This window comes from Variovorax sp. V116 (assembly GCF_041154435.1).
Taxonomy (GTDB): domain Bacteria; phylum Pseudomonadota; class Gammaproteobacteria; order Burkholderiales; family Burkholderiaceae_C; genus Variovorax; species Variovorax paradoxus.
On the sequence record NZ_AP028661.1, the window covers coordinates 499,877 to 515,975 of the forward strand.

At 69.0% G+C, this 16,099-nt stretch carries 16 protein-coding genes; 7 read left to right on the forward strand and 9 right to left on the reverse strand.

What is annotated here, in order from left to right; translation table 11 throughout:
* Window positions 1-222: 222 nt before the first annotated feature.
* The 3 genes from ACAM58_RS02355 to ACAM58_RS02365 form a co-directional block, all read right to left on the reverse strand.
* Window positions 223-1,743: a sugar ABC transporter ATP-binding protein gene (locus ACAM58_RS02355; protein ID WP_369664032.1), complete on the reverse strand. Its 1,521-nt coding sequence runs from the start codon at window positions 1,741-1,743 to the stop codon at window positions 223-225.
* Between the two features lie 12 nt (window positions 1,744-1,755).
* Window positions 1,756-2,676 carry an ABC transporter substrate-binding protein gene (locus ACAM58_RS02360; protein ID WP_369664033.1) on the reverse strand — a complete coding sequence of 307 codons (921 nt, stop codon included), beginning with the start codon at window positions 2,674-2,676 and terminating at the stop codon, window positions 1,756-1,758.
* A gap of 112 nt (window positions 2,677-2,788) precedes the next feature.
* The gene (locus tag ACAM58_RS02365; protein WP_012745508.1) at window positions 2,789-3,679 is read right to left on the reverse strand and encodes an AraC family transcriptional regulator; all 891 of its coding nucleotides are present in this window, start codon (window positions 3,677-3,679) and stop codon (window positions 2,789-2,791) included.
* A gap of 279 nt (window positions 3,680-3,958) precedes the next feature.
* Here ACAM58_RS02365 and ACAM58_RS02370 point away from each other — a divergent pair, with 279 nt between their 5' ends.
* Window positions 3,959-5,197, forward strand: a complete 1,239-nt coding sequence (locus ACAM58_RS02370; protein WP_369664034.1) for a CaiB/BaiF CoA transferase family protein — start codon at window positions 3,959-3,961, stop codon at window positions 5,195-5,197.
* 10 nt (window positions 5,198-5,207) lie between these two features.
* On the opposite strand, the gene ACAM58_RS02375 is transcribed toward ACAM58_RS02370, so the two are convergent.
* From ACAM58_RS02375 to ACAM58_RS02400, 6 genes are all read right to left on the reverse strand, one after another.
* On the reverse strand, window positions 5,208-5,465 hold the full coding sequence (locus tag ACAM58_RS02375) for an acyl-CoA-binding protein (protein WP_369664035.1): 258 nt from the start codon (window positions 5,463-5,465) through the stop codon (window positions 5,208-5,210).
* Between the two features lie 70 nt (window positions 5,466-5,535).
* Window positions 5,536-6,378 (reverse strand): hypothetical protein, encoded by an 843-nt coding sequence (locus tag ACAM58_RS02380; protein WP_278880136.1) that lies wholly within the window; start codon window positions 6,376-6,378, stop codon window positions 5,536-5,538.
* A 4-nt stretch (window positions 6,379-6,382) separates the two neighbouring features.
* On the reverse strand, window positions 6,383-7,096 hold the full coding sequence (locus ACAM58_RS02385; RefSeq protein ID WP_012745512.1) for a TetR/AcrR family transcriptional regulator: 714 nt from the start codon (window positions 7,094-7,096) through the stop codon (window positions 6,383-6,385).
* A gap of 128 nt (window positions 7,097-7,224) precedes the next feature.
* Window positions 7,225-7,728 (reverse strand): phasin family protein, encoded by a 504-nt coding sequence (locus ACAM58_RS02390; RefSeq protein WP_369664036.1) that lies wholly within the window; start codon window positions 7,726-7,728, stop codon window positions 7,225-7,227.
* An 85-nt stretch (window positions 7,729-7,813) separates the two neighbouring features.
* Window positions 7,814-8,263, reverse strand: a complete 450-nt coding sequence (locus ACAM58_RS02395) for an acyl-CoA thioesterase (protein WP_018903932.1) — start codon at window positions 8,261-8,263, stop codon at window positions 7,814-7,816.
* A 94-nt stretch (window positions 8,264-8,357) separates the two neighbouring features.
* Window positions 8,358-9,257, reverse strand: a complete 900-nt coding sequence (locus ACAM58_RS02400; protein WP_369664037.1) for a LysR family transcriptional regulator — start codon at window positions 9,255-9,257, stop codon at window positions 8,358-8,360.
* A gap of 144 nt (window positions 9,258-9,401) precedes the next feature.
* On the opposite strand from ACAM58_RS02400, the gene gtdA reads away from it, so the two are divergent.
* The 6 genes from gtdA to ACAM58_RS02430 all read left to right on the forward strand — a co-directional run bounded on the left by gtdA (window position 9,402) and on the right by ACAM58_RS02430 (window position 16,013).
* Window positions 9,402-10,490 (forward strand): gentisate 1,2-dioxygenase, encoded by a 1,089-nt coding sequence (gene gtdA / locus ACAM58_RS02405; protein ID WP_369664038.1) that lies wholly within the window; start codon window positions 9,402-9,404, stop codon window positions 10,488-10,490.
* Between the two features lie 79 nt (window positions 10,491-10,569).
* A complete protein-coding gene (locus ACAM58_RS02410) occupies window positions 10,570-11,274 on the forward strand; it encodes a fumarylacetoacetate hydrolase family protein (protein WP_369664039.1) in 705 nt (234 codons plus the stop codon).
* Between the two features lie 25 nt (window positions 11,275-11,299).
* Window positions 11,300-12,583 carry a 3-hydroxybenzoate 6-monooxygenase gene (locus ACAM58_RS02415; protein ID WP_369664040.1) on the forward strand — a complete coding sequence of 428 codons (1,284 nt, stop codon included), beginning with the start codon at window positions 11,300-11,302 and terminating at the stop codon, window positions 12,581-12,583.
* Window positions 12,584-12,637: 54 nt separating this feature from the next.
* Entirely contained in the window at window positions 12,638-13,627 is a 990-nt protein-coding gene (locus ACAM58_RS02420) for a Bug family tripartite tricarboxylate transporter substrate binding protein (RefSeq protein ID WP_369664041.1), read from the forward strand.
* Window positions 13,628-13,674: 47 nt separating this feature from the next.
* Complete coding sequence (locus ACAM58_RS02425; protein ID WP_012745520.1) at window positions 13,675-14,652, forward strand: tripartite tricarboxylate transporter substrate binding protein; 978 nt, start codon at window positions 13,675-13,677, stop codon at window positions 14,650-14,652.
* Window positions 14,652-16,013 carry an FAD-dependent oxidoreductase gene (locus tag ACAM58_RS02430; protein WP_369664042.1) on the forward strand — a complete coding sequence of 454 codons (1,362 nt, stop codon included), beginning with the start codon at window positions 14,652-14,654 and terminating at the stop codon, window positions 16,011-16,013. Before ACAM58_RS02425 ends, ACAM58_RS02430 begins: the two co-directional genes overlap by 1 nt.
* Window positions 16,014-16,099: the final 86 nt, after the last annotated feature.

Here is a 16,099-nt window from a genome sequence, read left to right on the forward strand (position 1 = left end):
TGTCCCCCGGCCTGCGGCCTCCTCCTTGATTTCGCTGCGGGGAGTACCCGATGCTCTGTGCACGAGGGCACGTTCGTTGTGCATCGCTGATCAACGACTGCTCTGTCCAACGCTCCCGCTGATGGGGTGCCTTGCGCAGCGAAATCAAGGAGGAGCGCGAAGCGCGGGGGACATTCGCGGAGCAAGGTACCCCGTCGGCGGGAGCGCGCCCCGAAGCGGCAGTCATTGAAGGCTCCCGGACGAAGTAGCGTGCCGCATGATGTCCCCCGAATTGATCGCATCGCCCTCGAGCGTGGCCACGATGGACCCGCCCGAGAACACAGCAACACGGTCGCACATGCCCACGATCTCGGGCAGCTCGCTCGAGATCATGATGATGGCCTTGCCCTGCTGCGTGAGCTCGCGCATCAGGCCGTAGATCTCGGCCTTGGCGCCCACGTCGATGCCGCGCGTGGGCTCGTCGAAGATCAGCACCTCGCTTGCGTGGCCGAGCCAGCGCGCGATCACCACCTTCTGCTGGTTGCCGCCCGACAGCGTGGCCACACGCGTCTCGATGCCCGGCGCCTTCACGCCCACGCGCTTCGAGAGTTCGGTGGCCGATTGCCTTTCCGAGCGCTGGTTCACGAGCCCCGCGCGCCTGTGGCGGCCGAGGTTGTTCATCGAGATGTTGAAGCGGACCGTGAAGTCGGTGATCAGCCCCTCGACCTTGCGGCTCTCGGGCAAGAGGCCAATGCCGTTCGCAAGCGCCCGCGTCGGGTCATTCAACCGCACGGGCCGGCCGTTGCGCAGCACCGTCTTGCGGTGCGCGCGGTCGGCGCCCATCATGCCCAGCGCAAGCTCGGTGCGGCCCGAACCCACCAATCCCGCAAAGCCGAGGATCTCGCCTTCATGCAGCTCGAAGCTGTTCACGGGCCCGCCCTTGGCGAGCTGGATCTCGGGCACCTCGAGCACCTTGCGCCCGCGCGGCGCGGGCTGCGGCTTGGGCGGAAAGCTGTGCTCGATCCTGCGGCCGACCATCATCTCGACCAGCGCATCCACATCGGTCGCGCCCACCTCCGCATGCCCCGCGTTGGCGCCGTCGCGCAGCACGCTGATGCGGTCGCACACCTCGAAGATCTCGTCCAGGTGGTGCGAGATGAAGATCATCGCCACGCCCCGGGCGCGCAGCTCGCGCATGATCCTGAACAGGTGGCCGGCCTCGTTGGGCGTGAGCGTGGCGGTGGGCTCGTCGAGCACCAGCAGCTTCGCGTCGAGCGACAGCGCCTTGCCGATCTCCACGAACTGCTGCTGCGCCACCGAGAGCCGGCAGATCGGCACGCCAAGGTCGATCTGTACGCCCAGCTCGTCGAAGAGCTGCTGGGCCGAACGCTTCATCGCGGCCCTGTCCATCAGCCCGAAGCGGTTTGTCAGGTAGCGGCCCAGGAAGATGTTCTCCACCGCGTTCAGGTACGGCACCAGGCTGAACTCCTGGAAGATGATCCCGATGCCCGCCGCGATCGCGTCGCCATAGCCCGCGAAGCTGCGCTCGCTGCCCTCGATGAAGATGCGCCCCTCGTCGGCCTGGTAGATGCCGCCGAGGATCTTCATCAGCGTCGACTTGCCCGCGCCGTTCTCGCCGAGCAGCGCATGCACCTCGCCCTTGCGGATCGAGAGGTCGATGCCCGAGAGCGCCTTCACGCCCGGAAAGCGCTTGGACACGCCTTCCAGCCGGAGCATCTCTTCTGGTGCAGAGGAGGAGGTCATGGCCGGCGCCGGTTACCAGCTGAAGGTCTTCGCGCCCTCGGCGTCGATCAGCTTCACGTCCACCGGCACCGCGGCCGGCACGTTGGCGCCCCACTTCTTGGCCAGCGCGATGCCGATCGCCAGGCGGATCTGGTCGCGCGGGTACTGCGCGGTGGTGGCGATGAACTTCGAGCCCGGCTTCTGCATCGCCTTGATGGCTTCGGGCGCGCCGTCCACGCTCGCGAGCTTCACGTCCTTGCCGCTGGCCTCGATGGCCGCGAGCGCGCCCATCGAGCCGCCGTCGTTCACGCTGAAGATGCCCTTCAGGTCCTTGTTGGCCTGCAGGATGTTCTCGGTGACCGTGAGCGCGGTGGCGCGCTCCTGCTTGCCGTTCTGCGTGCTCACCACCTTGATGCCGGGGTACTTGGCCAGCGCTTCGCGGCAGCCCTTCACGCGCTCCAGGATCGGCACCACCGGAATGCCGTCGAGGATGGCCACGTCGCCTTTCTCGCCGATGCTCTTGGCAAGGTATTCGCAGGCGAGGCGGCCCGCGTCGGTGTTCTTCGAGCCCACGAAGGAGTCGACCGGGCCCTGCGCGTTGGCATCCACCGCCACCACGATCAGCCCCGCCTTCTTGGCCGAGCGCACGGCCGACTGCACGCCGGTGGAGTCGGTCGGGTTCAGCAGCAGGATGTCGATCTTCTTCTGGATCATGTCCTCCACGTCGCCGATCTGCTTGGCCACGTCGTGCCGCGCATCGGTGGTGACCACGGTCGCGCCGATGCTGGCCGCGGCCTCTTCGAGCGCCTGCTTCATCGTCACGAAGTAGGGGTTGTTGAGTTCCTGGAAGGTCATGCCGATGCGCAGCGGCTGCTTCGGTGCCTGCGCCTGTGCGGCGGAGGTACCGAAGGCCAGGGCGGCGGCGAGGGCGGTGGCTTTGAGGATGTTCTTCATGGTGGCTGTCTCCTGGAGGTTGTCTCTGTTTGAAAAACGCTGGCAAAGGGTCGCCCCGCGCGGCGCCCGTGCGCCACGCCAGAGACGACGTGGGGGGAACTCGGGACGCGCGCTAGGGCGGGCTGGCGGCGCGCGATGCGGCGGCCTGCATGCGATGGAAATTGCGGAACTTGGTCGGCGGCATGCGCTTGTGCAGCAGGAACTGCCGGTTGAAGTTCGACACGTTGTTGAAGCCCACGTCCATGCAGACGTCGAGCACCGGCTTCTCGCTGCTGGTGAGCAGCTCGCAGGCGCGGCTGATGCGCAGCCGGTTCACGTAGCGCACGAACGACTGGCCCGTGTGCTTGCGGAAGGCGCGCGAGAACGCGCTCGGGCTCTGGCCCACCAGTTCGGCCAGCATCGGCTCGCGCAGGTCGTCGCCCAGGTTGGCTGCGATGTGCGCGAGCACGTTGTTGATCGCGTGCGACATGAAGGCCTTGGGGTCGGGCTTGAACGCGGGGCTCGCGAGCCGCTGGCGGTCCTGGCTGTCCGCCAGCAGTTCGAGCAGCGAGAGCAGCAGGATCACGCGGCGCAGCCCGCGCGCCTCCAGCAGCGATTCCATCAGCGGCTTGGCGGCGGCCGCGGTCTCGGCCGGAAAGAGCAGGCCCGAACCCGATTCGGCCAGGAGCGGCGCGATGCGCTCGAACTCGGGAAAGGTGGCCGCCATGTTCTTCGCCAGCCCGGCCGGAAACTGGATCACGATGCCGCGCCGCTCCACGCTCTGGCCCGCGGGCACGTCGCTGATCCAGTTGTGCGGCAGGTCGGGGCCCATGAGCACGAGGTTGCCGGGCTCGAAGTGGCCGACGTGGTCGCCCACGAAATACACGCCCCGGGTCTCGACGATCAGCTGGATCTCGTACTCGGGGTGGAAATGCCAGCGCACCGTGCGATACGGATAGCCGTGCGCCCAGGCGGTGAACGATTCGTCACCGCGGACTTCGACGATTTCCAGATCGGGTTGCATGGACGGTTGGTTCCTTTTGCTTGTCTCGGAGCGCACTGTACGAATCGCCCCGGGCGCCAACAACCAGAGATGACGCCCGAAATTGATACTTTTTTGACCTTTGTGCAAGCCTGCCGGCCAAGGCATTGCATCGCAGCAAAGCCCTTTCTCCTCGGGAGAGAGGCCGTGCCGCGCGGCGATTGCTGCACCGCCGCAAGACCGCCGCGCGCCGCATCAAGAATTCATAGGTGTTTTCCCGCCCCGCAAAGGCCGGGCGGCGGCACGGCACACTCTGGCGCCATGACGAACACCTCTTCTCCTCCCCCGGCCGCGGGCCCGCTGGCCGGCCTCAAGGTCGTCGAGCTCGGGCAGCTGATCGCCGGGCCTTTCGCGGCGCGCACGCTGGCCGACTTCGGCGCCGAGGTCATCAAGATCGAGCCGCCGGGCGCGGGCGATCCGCTGCGCACCTGGCGGCTCTTGAAGGACGGCACCTCGGTGTGGTGGCAGGTGCAGTCGCGCAACAAGCGTTCGCTCGCGCTCGACCTGCGCCAGGCCGAGGCGCAGGCCGTGGTGCGCCAGCTGGCCGCCGAGGCCGACGTGCTGGTCGAGAACTTCCGCCCCGGCGCGATGGAAGGCTGGGGCCTCGGACCCGGCGAGCTGCTGGCCGCCAACCCCGCGCTCGTGATGCTGCGCATCAGCGGCTACGGCCAGACCGGCCCCTATCGCGACCGGCCGGGCTTCGGCGTGGTGGCCGAGGCCATGGGCGGGCTGCGCCACCTCACGGGCGAGCCGGGCCGCGTGCCGGTGCGCGTGGGCGTTTCGATCGGCGACACGCTGGCCTCGCTGCACGGCGTGATCGGCGTGCTGATGGCGATGCAGCACCGCCATGCCACCGTCAGCGCCGAGTATCCGAAGGGCCGGGGCCAGGTGGTCGACGTGGCGCTCTACGAGGCGGTCTTCAACTGCATGGAAAGCTTGCTGCCCGAGTACAGCGCGTTCGGCGCGGTGCGCGAGGCGGCCGGCAGCGCGCTGCCCGGCATCGCGCCGACCAACGCCTACCGCTGCGCCGACGGCGGCTACGCCATCGTCGCGGGCAACGGCGACAGCATCTTCCGCCGGCTGATGGCGTGCATCGGCCGGCCCGACCTCGCGGCCGATCCGTCATTGGCTGGCAACACGGGCCGGGTGGCGCAGGTGGAAATGCTCGACGCCGCCATCGGCGAGTGGACGGCAGCGCGCACGGTGGACGAGGTGCTGGCCGCGCTCGATGCGGCGCAGGTGCCGGCCGGCCGCATCTACACCATTGCCGACATCGCGGCCGACCCGCACTACGCCGCGCGCGGCATGCTGCAGCAGGTGCACATGCCGGACGGCAGCACGCTCGCGGTGCCCGGCTTCGTGCCCAAGCTCTCGCTCACGCCGGCCAGCCACCGGCGCAGCGCGCCCGCGCTGGGCGCGGACACCGATGCGGTCCTGAAGGAGATTGGCCTGAGCGCCGAGCAGATCGCCGCGCTGCATGCGCGCGGGATCGTCGGCTGAGCGCTGCGGCTCAGGCGCGCAGCGATTCGATCAGGTCGATGTACTTCTGCTTCGCCTCGTCGGCGCCCAGGCCCTTTTGCGCGGTCCAGGCATCCCACTTGGCACGCGCGACGATGTCGCTGAAGCTCGGCTTCTTGGCCGTGTTGTCGCCCTCGGTGGCCTGCTTGAAGAGGCCGTAGATCTTGAGCAGCGTGGGGTTGTCGGGGCGCTCCGGCAGCAGCTTGGAGGTGGCCTGGGCGGCTTCGAAGAGGGCGTTGAGGTCGGACATGGCGGTCGGATTGAAAAGCGGGAAACCCGCATCTTAAAGTGCGCGGTACCCGCGGGTACCAAGGCGCGGCTCAGTCCGACAGCCCGGCCCGCGCCAGTTCCACGTCGAGCCGTTCCTTGGCATCCGCCGGCTTCAGCGCGGCGGCCTTCTCGTAGAGCTGCGTGGCCTCGCCCAGGCGCGCGTCGCCGTGCAGCATGAGCAATGCGCGGCCGTATTCCATGAGCGCGCTGGGCGAATGGGGGTGCAGCTCGAGGCCGCGCTCGAACAGCTCGACCGACATTTCGGCGCGCACGCCGTAGGTCATGCGGCCGACCAGCGCGCCCACCTTGTCGATCACCTCGGCGTGGAAGGCGGCCAGCGCGATGTGCGCATCGGCATGCTGCGGCTGCAGCTCGATCACGCGCTCCAGCGCCCCCTTGAGCTTGCTGCCGAGGCCCTGCGCCAGCGCGCGCGCCACGCTGATGCCCTGGCTGTAGCGCCCGAGCGCATAGGCCTGCCAGTAGAGCGCGTGGCAGTTGTCGGGCTCGGCGCCGACTTGCGCGGCGGCGCGTTCGATGACCTGGCGGAACATCGAAAGCCGCACCGATTCGCGCGGCTCCAGGTAGTTGGCATAGACGGCGGTGGCCTGGTTGGCCAGCACCAGGCCCTCCGGCCCATGTGCCAGGCCGAGGGCGGCGGCGCGCTCGAACTCGCCGTTGTGATAGAGCGCCCAGCCATCGGCCAGCGGATGCCCGCTTGGCGGCGGCGGCAGCGCGTGGCCCGCGTGCAGCCGCGGCCAGTGCGGCAGCAGGCTGTGCGCGTCGTAGCGCGGCAGGTCGGCGTAGGGCAGCGGTGTCCAGGATTGCGCAGCAGCCGCCGCGGCAACCGGGCTGGCGGACATCAGCGAGAGCGGCTTGAAATCTGGATGGGACATGGCGTTAGCGGGCCTCGGCTGCCAAATCGGCGCTGGCCTGCGCAGGCCGCGCGCTTGCGGAATCATCGCCGCTGTAGGCGTTGCTCAGTGTCAGCAAATGCCGCCGCTGCTCGCCTCCGAGATACGGCGCGAGCAGGTGCAGCGTGTGCTGGCCGCCGCGCATCAGCGCGCCCTGGGCATGCGCGGGTTCGAGCGCCTCGCGCGGATTGCGCACGTACTCGTAGCTGAGCCAGTAGGTCAGCACCACCACCATGCTCTGGGCGAGGGTGTCGACCTCGTGCACGTCGATGTCCAGGTGCCCGGCCCGGCTCAGCCCGGCGATCAGCATGCGGATCGCGCGGGTCTTGTTCTTGAGCACCAGCTGGAACTGCGTTTCCAGGTGCCGGTTCTTGCTCAGCAGGTCGTTCAGGTCGCGGTAGAGGAAGCGGTAGCGCCAGATCAGTTCGAACAGGCTGTGCATGAAGAACCAGGCGTCTTCCACATCGTGCACGCCTTCGCTGGCATGCAGCAGCTCGTTGAGCTCGGCCTCGTAGCCTTCGTAGAGCTTGTTGATCAGCTCTTCCTTGGCGGGGTAGTGGTAGTAGAGGTTGCCGGGGCTGATGTTGAGCTCGCCCGCCACCAGCGTGGTGGAGACGTTCGGCTCGCCGAAGCGGTTGAACAGCTCGAGTGCGGCTTCGAGGATGCGTTGCGCTGTGCGGCGTGGCGCCTTCTTGGCCATGTCAGTCCCCGTTTTTTATCTCTTGGGGACACTCTAGCCTATGTGCACTGCACCATGAATGCGCCAGCGCAATGTTTTGCGGCGGCGCGTGTTGTGCACCGCCGCAAAAACGGGGCTCCAGGAGGCGTTCAGCCGGGCTTGCTGCTGCTGCCGCGCCGCACGGCCTTCTTGGCGGCGGTGGCAGGTGCTGCGCTACGGCCTGCGGTCTTGCGGCTCGCGCTGCGCGCCGGGGCGGCGCCCTTGCCCGGGCGGCGCTGCAGCTCGGCCTCGAGCGCGGCCACGCGGGCCTGCAGCGCGGCGTGCTCGGCGGCCGAGGGCACGCCCAGCTTTTCGAGCGCACGCGCCACGCGCTCTTCGAAGATGTTCTCGAGCTTGCCCCATTGGCCCGCGGCCTTGGTGCCGAACTCGTTCGCAAAGCCGGCCATGCGCGTCTGCGCCTGCGCAAGGGTTTCCTCGGCAGCCTGCTGGGTCTTCTTCTGCAGGCCGGCGCCGTCCTTCACCAGCGCCTCGAAGGCCTTGCTGCCTTCCTGCTGCATCTTGGCGAAGGCGCCAAGCCCGGCCAGCCAGATCTGCTGGGCCGAGTCCTTGATGCGGTCGGAGCCCTTGTTGCCGTCGTCGTCCTGGGTAGCCATGGTGCGAAATGTTCCTGTGAAACCAACGAGCGACTCTAGCCGCTCGGCCCGCTCGTTTTTAGAGCTTTGTATCTATGGCCACGGGCTAGACCGTGGCTCCCGCGGCGCGGCTGGCGTCCAAATGGGTTTTCGCCCGTTCGGCCAGCGCCATTTCGCCCGGCGTGCCCGGCACGAAGGGCTGCACCGGCAGCGGCCGGCCGTGCGAGTCGACCGAGACGAAGACGATCAGGCATTCGGTGGTCTTGTCCATGGTGCCGCCCTTCATGTCGCCGCTGCGCACCTCGACCGAGATGTTCATGCTGGTGGTGCCGGTGTAGGCCAGCCGGGCCTCGACCTCGACCAGGTCGCCGATCATGATCGGGTGGTGGAAGCGGATGCTGCCGATGAACGCCGTCACGCAGTAGCGCTTGGCCCAGCTGGTCGCGCAGGCGTAGCCGGCCTCGTCGATCCATTTCATGACGGTGCCGCCGTGGACCTTTCCGCCGAAGTTGACGGTGCTGGGCTCGGCCAGGAATCGAAGGGTGATGGAGGACATGCGCCGCCTTTTTGTGTGGGCCGTGGATGGGGTTCCGATTATGCGAGCGAGCGCCCACCGCGCCGCGCGCCGCCGGTCGGCGGGGCACGCACGCTCAGCCGCCGCCGCCGAACAGCTCCGCCAGCGTGCGCCGCAGCCAGGCATTGCCGGCGTCCGCATGGAAGCGCTCGTGCCAGTGCTGCTTGACGGCATAGGCCGGCAGCTCGAAGGGCGGCTCCAGCAGCTTCACCGGCTCCTGCGTGGCCAGCACCTTGCCGAGGATGCTGGGCACGATCACGATCAGCTCGGTGTGCGCCACGATGCGCGCCACGCTCAGGAAGCTCGACAGGCTGGCCACCACGTTGCGCCGGAGCCCCAGCCGCGCGATGGTCTTGTCGACGATGGCGTGGCCGGTGCCCGACGAGGCCACCACCGCATGCGCCTCGCTCTCGAAGCGCTTGCGCGTGAGCCGCTCGCCGATGCGCGGATGGTTGCGTGCGGCCAGGCAGACGAAGTTCTGCATGAACAGCGTCTGCTGGTAGAAGCCCGCGTCCAGCTGCGGCATGAAGCCCACCGCCAGGTCCACCGCGCCGTCCTCGAGCCGGCGTCCGCTCTCGGTGGAGATGATCTCGGTCTCGATGCGCACCCCCGGTGCGGTGCGCCGCAGGTGGTCGAGCAGGCCGGGCAGCAGCACCACCTCGCTGATGTCGGTCATGCAGATGCGGAAGCTGCGCGCCGCGCTGGCAGGCTCGAAGCTCGCGCGTCCGCCCTTGGCCCGGTTCAGCCGGTCGAGGATGTCGAGCACCAGCGGCTGGATCTGCCGCGCATAGGGCGTGGGCTCCATGCCGCGCGAGGTGCGCACGAACAGCTTGTCGCCGAAATGCGTGCGCAGCCGCGCCAGCGCGGTGCTGGCCGCCGACTGCGAAAGGCCGAGCCGCTCGGCCGCGCTCGACACGTTGGCCGTCTTGTAGACCTCGTCGAACACCAGCAGCCATTCGAGATCGAGCTGGGCCATGGAACATCTCCTTTGCAGCGACCACTATCAAGAAACAAGATCGGGCCTATCGCCACGGCCCCATTGCGCCAATAGTAGTACCGGCGGAAGATCAGCGTTCCCCCGGAGACAACCGCCGCACGACGGCCGGAACTGCTGCTGCCCATGAACCCCACCGCCCAGAAATCCGCCGCCCCGGCGCCCGCCAATGCCGCGGAGCGCCGCAACTACTACGAGCGCATCCGCCCGCTGCACCTCACGCCGCTGTGGGAGTCGCTGCATGCGCTGGTGCCGCGCGAGCCCGCCACGCCCTGCGTGCCGGCGCTCTGGCGCTACGACGAGATCCGCCCGCTGCTGATGGAATCGGCCGCGCTCATCACCGCCGAGGAAGCGGTGCGCCGCGTGCTCGTGCTCGAGAACCCGGCGCTGCCCGGCAACTCGTCGATCACGCAGTCGATCTACGCGGGCCTGCAGCTCATCATGCCGGGCGAGGTCGCGCCCTCGCACCGCCACGTGCAGTCGGCGCTGCGCTTCATCGTCGACGGCAAGGGCGCCTACACCACGGTGGGCGGCGAGCGCACCACCATGTACCCGGGCGACTTCATCATCACGCCGTCCTGGGCCTGGCACGACCACGGCAACGAGGGCGTCGGCGGCACCGTGGAGCCGGTGGTCTGGCTCGACGGGCTCGACATTCCGATGCTGCGCTTCTTCGACGCCGGCTTTGCCGAGAACGACGACGCCAAGGTGCAGCACGTGGCGCGCCCCGAGGGCAACAGCCTCGCGCGTTTCGGCCACAACATGGTGCCGGTGCGCCACGACCACGCATCGCCCACCTCGCCGATCTTCAACTACCCCTATGCCCGCAGCCGCGAGGCGCTGGCCCTGCTGCAGAAGCAGGAAGCGCCCGACGCCTGGCTGGGCCACAAGCTGCGCTACATCAACCCGCTGACGGGCGGCGCGCCGATGCCCACCATCGGCACCCAGCTGCAGCTGCTGCCCCGGGGCTTCGCGGGCAAGGCGCACCGCGCCACCGACGGCACCGTCTACAGCGTGGTCGAAGGCCGCGGCATCGCCGAGATCGCGGGCCGGCGCTTCGAGTTCGGCCCGCGCGACACCTTCGTGGTGCCTTCGTGGGCGCCGCTGCGCCTTTCGGCGCCCGGCGAGGACGTGGTGCTCTTCAGCTTTTCGGACCGTCCCGTGCAGCAGGCCATGGGCGTCCTGCGCGAAGCCTTTCTCGAAGAAGACGCCTGAAAACCGTCCGCATTTTTTCTTTCTTTCTTTCTTCTCTTGTTGTCTTGACCCTGTGCCGCCGCGCGCGGCAGGAGCCCACATGTCCTTCGCCTTCACGCCTCCTTCCATCGTCGGCCTGCCCATCGTGGGTTCGAGCGAGCTGTTCCCGGTGCGCCGGGTCTACTGCGTGGGCCGCAACTACGCGGCGCATGCGCGCGAGATGGGCTTCGACCCCGACCGCGAACCGCCGTTCTTCTTCTGCAAGCCCAACGACGACGCCTCGGTGGTGCCAGTGGCCGAAGGCGAGACCGGCGCCATTCCGTATCCGCCGCTCACGAGCAACTACCACTACGAAGCCGAGCTGGTCGTGGCCATCGGCAAGGGCGGCAAGGACATTGCGGTGGAGCAGGCGGCCAGCCACATCCACAGCTACGCCGTGGGCCTGGACATGACGCGGCGCGACCTGCAGATGAAGATGCGCGAAGCCGGCCGGCCGTGGGAAATCGGCAAGGCCTTCGACTTCTCGGCGCCCATCGCGCCGCTGCGCACGCTGGCCGAGGTGGGCGAGATCAACGCCGGCGCCATCAGGCTCGAGGTCGACGGCCAGGTGCGCCAGAACAGCGACATCACGCACCTGATCTGGTCGGTCAACGAAGTGATCGCCAATCTCTCGACGCTCTTCGCGCTGCAGCCCGGCGACCTGATCTTCACGGGCACGCCCGAAGGCGTGGGCGCGGTAAAGCCTGGGCAGACGCTCAAGGTGAGCATCGACAAGCTGCCTTCGCTCACCGTGCGCATCGACTGAGCAGGCGCAGCGCAGAGGCCCCGCGATGAGCACATCTCTCCCGAAGAATCCCCCCACCGTGCTGCTTGTCGGCGGCGGCATCGGCGGCATGGCGGCCGCGCTGGCGCTTGCGCGGCTCGGCGTTTCCATCGACCTGCTCGAGCAGAGCGCCACCATCGGCGAGATCGGTGCCGGCCTGCAGCTCGGCCCCAACGCCTTCGCGGCGCTCGATGCGCTCGGCGTGGGCGAGGCGGTGCGCCGCAACTCGGTCTTCACCGACCGGCTCGTGATGATGGACGCGGTCGACTGCGGCGAGGTGGCCTCGGTGCCCGTGGGCGAAGCCTTCCGCGCGCGCTTCAGGAACCCCTATGCGGTGAGCCACCGCGCCGACCTGCACGGCGCCATCCACGAGGCCGTGAAGCAGCATCCGCTGATCCGCTTCCACACGTCGGCGCAGGTCGAGTCCATCGACATCGGCACGGGCAAGTCGCAGGGCGTGGTCGCCACCACGCGCGACGGCCGGCGCTTCAAGGCCGATGCGATCGTGGGCTGCGACGGCGTCAAGTCCGTGGTGCGCGCCAGGCTGGTCGGCGACGAGGCGCGCGTTTCGGGCCACGTGGTGTACCGCGCGGTGGTGCCGGTGGCCGACATGCCGGCCGACCTGCGCTGGAATGCGCCCGTGGTCTGGGCCGGCCCCAACTGCCACCTGGTGCACTATCCGCTGCGCCATGGCGAGCAATACAACCTGGTCGTCACCTTCCACAGCCGCGAGCAGGAGGAGTGGGGCGTTTCCGAGGGCAGCAAGGAAGAAGTGCTGTCCTACTTCGAGGGCGTGCATGCGCGCCCTCGCCAGCTGCTCGACCGGCCCAGCTCGTGGCGGCGCTGGAGCACGGCCGACCGCGATCCGGTGGCGCGCTGGAGCGACGGCCCGGCCACGCTGCTGGGCGATGCCGCGCATCCGATGATGCAGTACCTCGCGCAGGGCGCCTGCATGGCGCTGGAGGACGCCGTCACGCTGGGCGCCGCGGTGCAGGCCTGCGATTTCGACATGCCGGCCGCCTTCAAGCTCTACGAGGCCGCGCGCATTCCACGCACCGCCCGCGTGGTGCTGTCGGTGCGCGAGATGGGCCGGCTCTATCACGCCAAGGGCGTGGAGCGGCTGGTGCGCAACAGCCTCTGGGTGGGCCGCACGCCCGAACGCTTCTACGATGCGGTCGAGTGGCTCTATGCCTGGCGGCCCGAGCATTGCCTGGACGACGCGCCGCAGCCGCTGCTGCGCTCCGCCGCGGTGCCCGGCGCCGAGGCGGCGGCCGTGCTTTCGCCGCACTGAGCGGACGGGTTTCTTTCATCATCACTATTCGAGGCCGCAGGCCCAGGAGACAACATGACTTTTTCACCACGCGCATTGCGGGCGGGCATCCTGGCCCTGGCGTCGCTGGCCTGCGCCACCGGCGCGCTGGCGCAGGCCGGCGACTATCCGAACAAGCCGGTCACGCTGGTCACGCCCTTCGCGGCCGGCAGCGGGCCCGATGCGGTGCTGCGGCTGGTCTCCGACAAGCTCTCGCGCCTCTGGAACCAGCGCGTGCTGATCGACAACCGGCCGGGCGGCGGCGGCTTCATCGCGATCGACCAGGCGCGGCGCGCGGCGCCCGACGGCTACACGCTGCTGCAGCTCGACAGCGAGCACATCGCGGCGCTGCCGCACCTGTACAAGTCGCGCAACTTCGTGACGCTGCAGCACTTCGATCCCGTGGCCTCGCTGTTCCGCACGCCCTTCTTCGTGGCGGTGTCGAGCGAGTCGAAGTGGAAGAACATGGGCGACCTGATCGCGGCCGCCAAGGCCAACCCCGACGCCATCGTCTACGGCTCCTGGGGCGTGGGCAGCCCGGGCCACCTGGGCGCGCAGCAGCTGGAGGCGCTCACCGGCATCCGCATGCGGCATGCGCCGTTCCGCGAGGTGTCGCAGCTGTTCTCCAACGTGGGCACGGGCGAAGTGCCGTGGAGCTTTGCCAGCATTCCGTCGAGCCAGGGCATCTACAAGGCCGGCAAGCTGCGCTACCTGGCCATTGCCGCGCCCAAGCGTATTCCGCAGATGCCCGACGTGCCGACCATGGCCGAGGCCGGCGGGCCGGCCTCGCTGGAGGTCAACTCCTTTGTCTCGCTGCTCGCGCCCAAGGGCGTGCCGGCGGCGGTCAAGGCCAGGATCAACGCCGACGTGGCCAAGGTCATTGCCGACCCCGAGATCCGCGCGCGCTTCGACACCTTCGCCTTCGAGCCGCTGGCCTGGTCGCCCGAGGAGATCGAGCGCAACGCCGAGGCCAAGTCCAAGGTCTATGGCGAGCTGGTGCGCCGCGGCAACATCAGCCTCGACTAGCGGCCCTCATTACCATTACGTTTTTTCACATTTCCTTTTCACTTTCCATGCACGCCACCAAGAGAGCCCTCCTGATCGCCTGCGGCCTGGCCGCCGCCGCCGCGCTGCCGCTCGCGGCCAGCGCACAGAGCAATGCCTGGCCGACCAAGCCCATCCGCCTGCTCGTGGGTTTTCCGGGCGGCTCCACGCCCGACATCGCCGCCCGCACCATCGCCGAGCCGCTCGCCAAGGCGCTCGGCCAGCCCGTGGTGGTGGACAACAAGCCCGGCGCCTCGGGCAACATTGCCGCCGACATGGTGGCCAAGGCCACCGACGACCACACGCTGGGCATCGTGATCAACGGCAATCTCACCTCGTCGAAGATGCTGTATCCGCGGCTGCCCTACGACCCGGCGAAAGACTTCACCTACCTCTCGCTGATTGCCACGGCCCCGCTGGTGCTGGTGGCGCAGAACAACCTGCCCTCGGGCACCGCCTTCTTCGACGCGGCGCGCAAGGGTGGCGACAAGTGGAACTACGGCTCGGTGGGCGTGGGCTCGGTCGGGCACCTGGGCATGGAACTGCTCAAGAGCCGCGTGGCCGGCTTCAACCCCGAGCACGTGCCCTACCAGGGCAACCCGCAGGTCGTGACCGCGATGCTCGGCGACCAGGTGCAGATGGGCCTCATCCCGCCGGGCGTGGCCATGCCGCAGGTGCGCGCCGGCAAGCTCAAGGCGATCGGCCTCACGGGCGGCCGCAGCGCGCTGGTGCCCGAGCTGCCGCCGCTGGCCGACGCCGGCGTGCGCGACTTCAACCTCGAGGTGTGGGTGGCGCTGCTCGGCCCGGCCAACCTCTCGAAGACCGCGCAGGCGCGCATCAGCCGCGAGATCGAGGTCATCATGAAGCAGCCCGAAGTGCGCCAGAAGCTCTTCGACCAGGGCTGGCAGGCGGTGGGCACCTCGCCCGACGGCATGCGCCTGCGCGTGAAGGAAGAGGCGGCGATCATGACGCGCATCATCTCGGCCCGCGGCATCAAGATCCAGTGATGGCCGCCGTCCCACACAAGACCCTGAGCGAACCGGCGCGCGAGCTGCCGGTGTTCGGCGAATACGACGTGGTGGTGGTCGGTGGCGGCCCCGCCGGCATTGCCGCCGCCGTGAGCGCAGCGCGCCGTGGCGCGAACACGCTGCTGGTGGAGCGCTACGGCTTCCTCGGCGGCATGGGCACCGCGGGCGGCGTGACCAACTTCGCGGGCCTCTACGGCAAGCGCAACGGCGAGATGACGCTGCTGGTGCGCGGCGTGGCCGACGACCTGCTCGCGCGCATCGATGCGCTGGGCGGCCTCAACACCCCGCAGGACGGCATGCAGGGCCGCATCCGCGTGCGCTCCTACGACACCTCGGCCTACAAGATCGCGGCCGACCAGCTGTTGCTCGATGCTGGCGTGAACCTGCTGTTCCACGCCTGGGCCGCCGCGGTGGTGCGCGAGGGCGACCGCATCGCGGCGCTGGTGGTCGAGACCAAGTCGGGCCGGCAGGCGATCCGCGCCAACGCTTTCGTCGATGCCAGCGGCGACGCCGATGTGGCGGCCTTTGCAGGCGTGCCCTTCGAAGTGGGCGACGGCCACGGCAGCGGCCTGTTCCCGACCACCATGTTCCGCGTCGGCCAGGTCGATGCGCAGCCCGCGCTCGCGGCCGTCGGCGAATTCAAGGCCATCAACGATCTGATGGCGCGCGTGCAGGCGCAGAAGCCGGGCGCGTACAGGTTTCCGCGCGAAGGCGCGATCCTGCGGCCCAACATCGACCCGCGCGAATGGCGCGCCAACGTCACGCAGATCCGCAACGCGGCCGGCCGCGCGATGAACGGCGTCGATGCGCGCGAACTCACCGAAGGCGAGCTCGAAGGCCGGCGCCAGATCGCCGAGTACTTCAGGTTCATGAAGGCCGAGGTGCCGGGCTTCGCGCACTCGGCCATCGTCGAGATCGCGCCGCAGGTCGGCATCCGCGAAACGCGCCGCATCGAGGGCCTCTACGCGCTCACGGGCGAGGACATCCTGTCGTCGGCCAGCTTCGACGACAGCATCGGCATCAACGCCTGGCCCATGGAGATGCATGCCGACGGCCGCATCGAATGGGCCTTTCCGCGGGACGAGAGCCGCACCTACAACCAGCTGCCCTGGCGCATGCTGGTGCCGCGCACCGTCGACAACCTGCTGGTGGCCGGCCGCTGCGCCGCCATGACGCACGAAGGCCAGTCGGCCGCGCGCGCGAGCGGTGGCTGCTTCGTGATGGGGCAGGCGGCAGGCACCGCCGCGGCTTCGCTGGGTGCCAGCGCGAAGTTCGCCGAGGTCGACGTGCCGGCGCTCCAGAAGAAGCTGGCCGCCGACGGCGTCGATCTCGACCGCTGAGCCGCCGGCGAAGCACTGACCGCCCCGCGACAGCCCGCGGGCGCGGCCTTTGCTATGGTCTGGGGTTGCTTCCTTCGCATTGACGC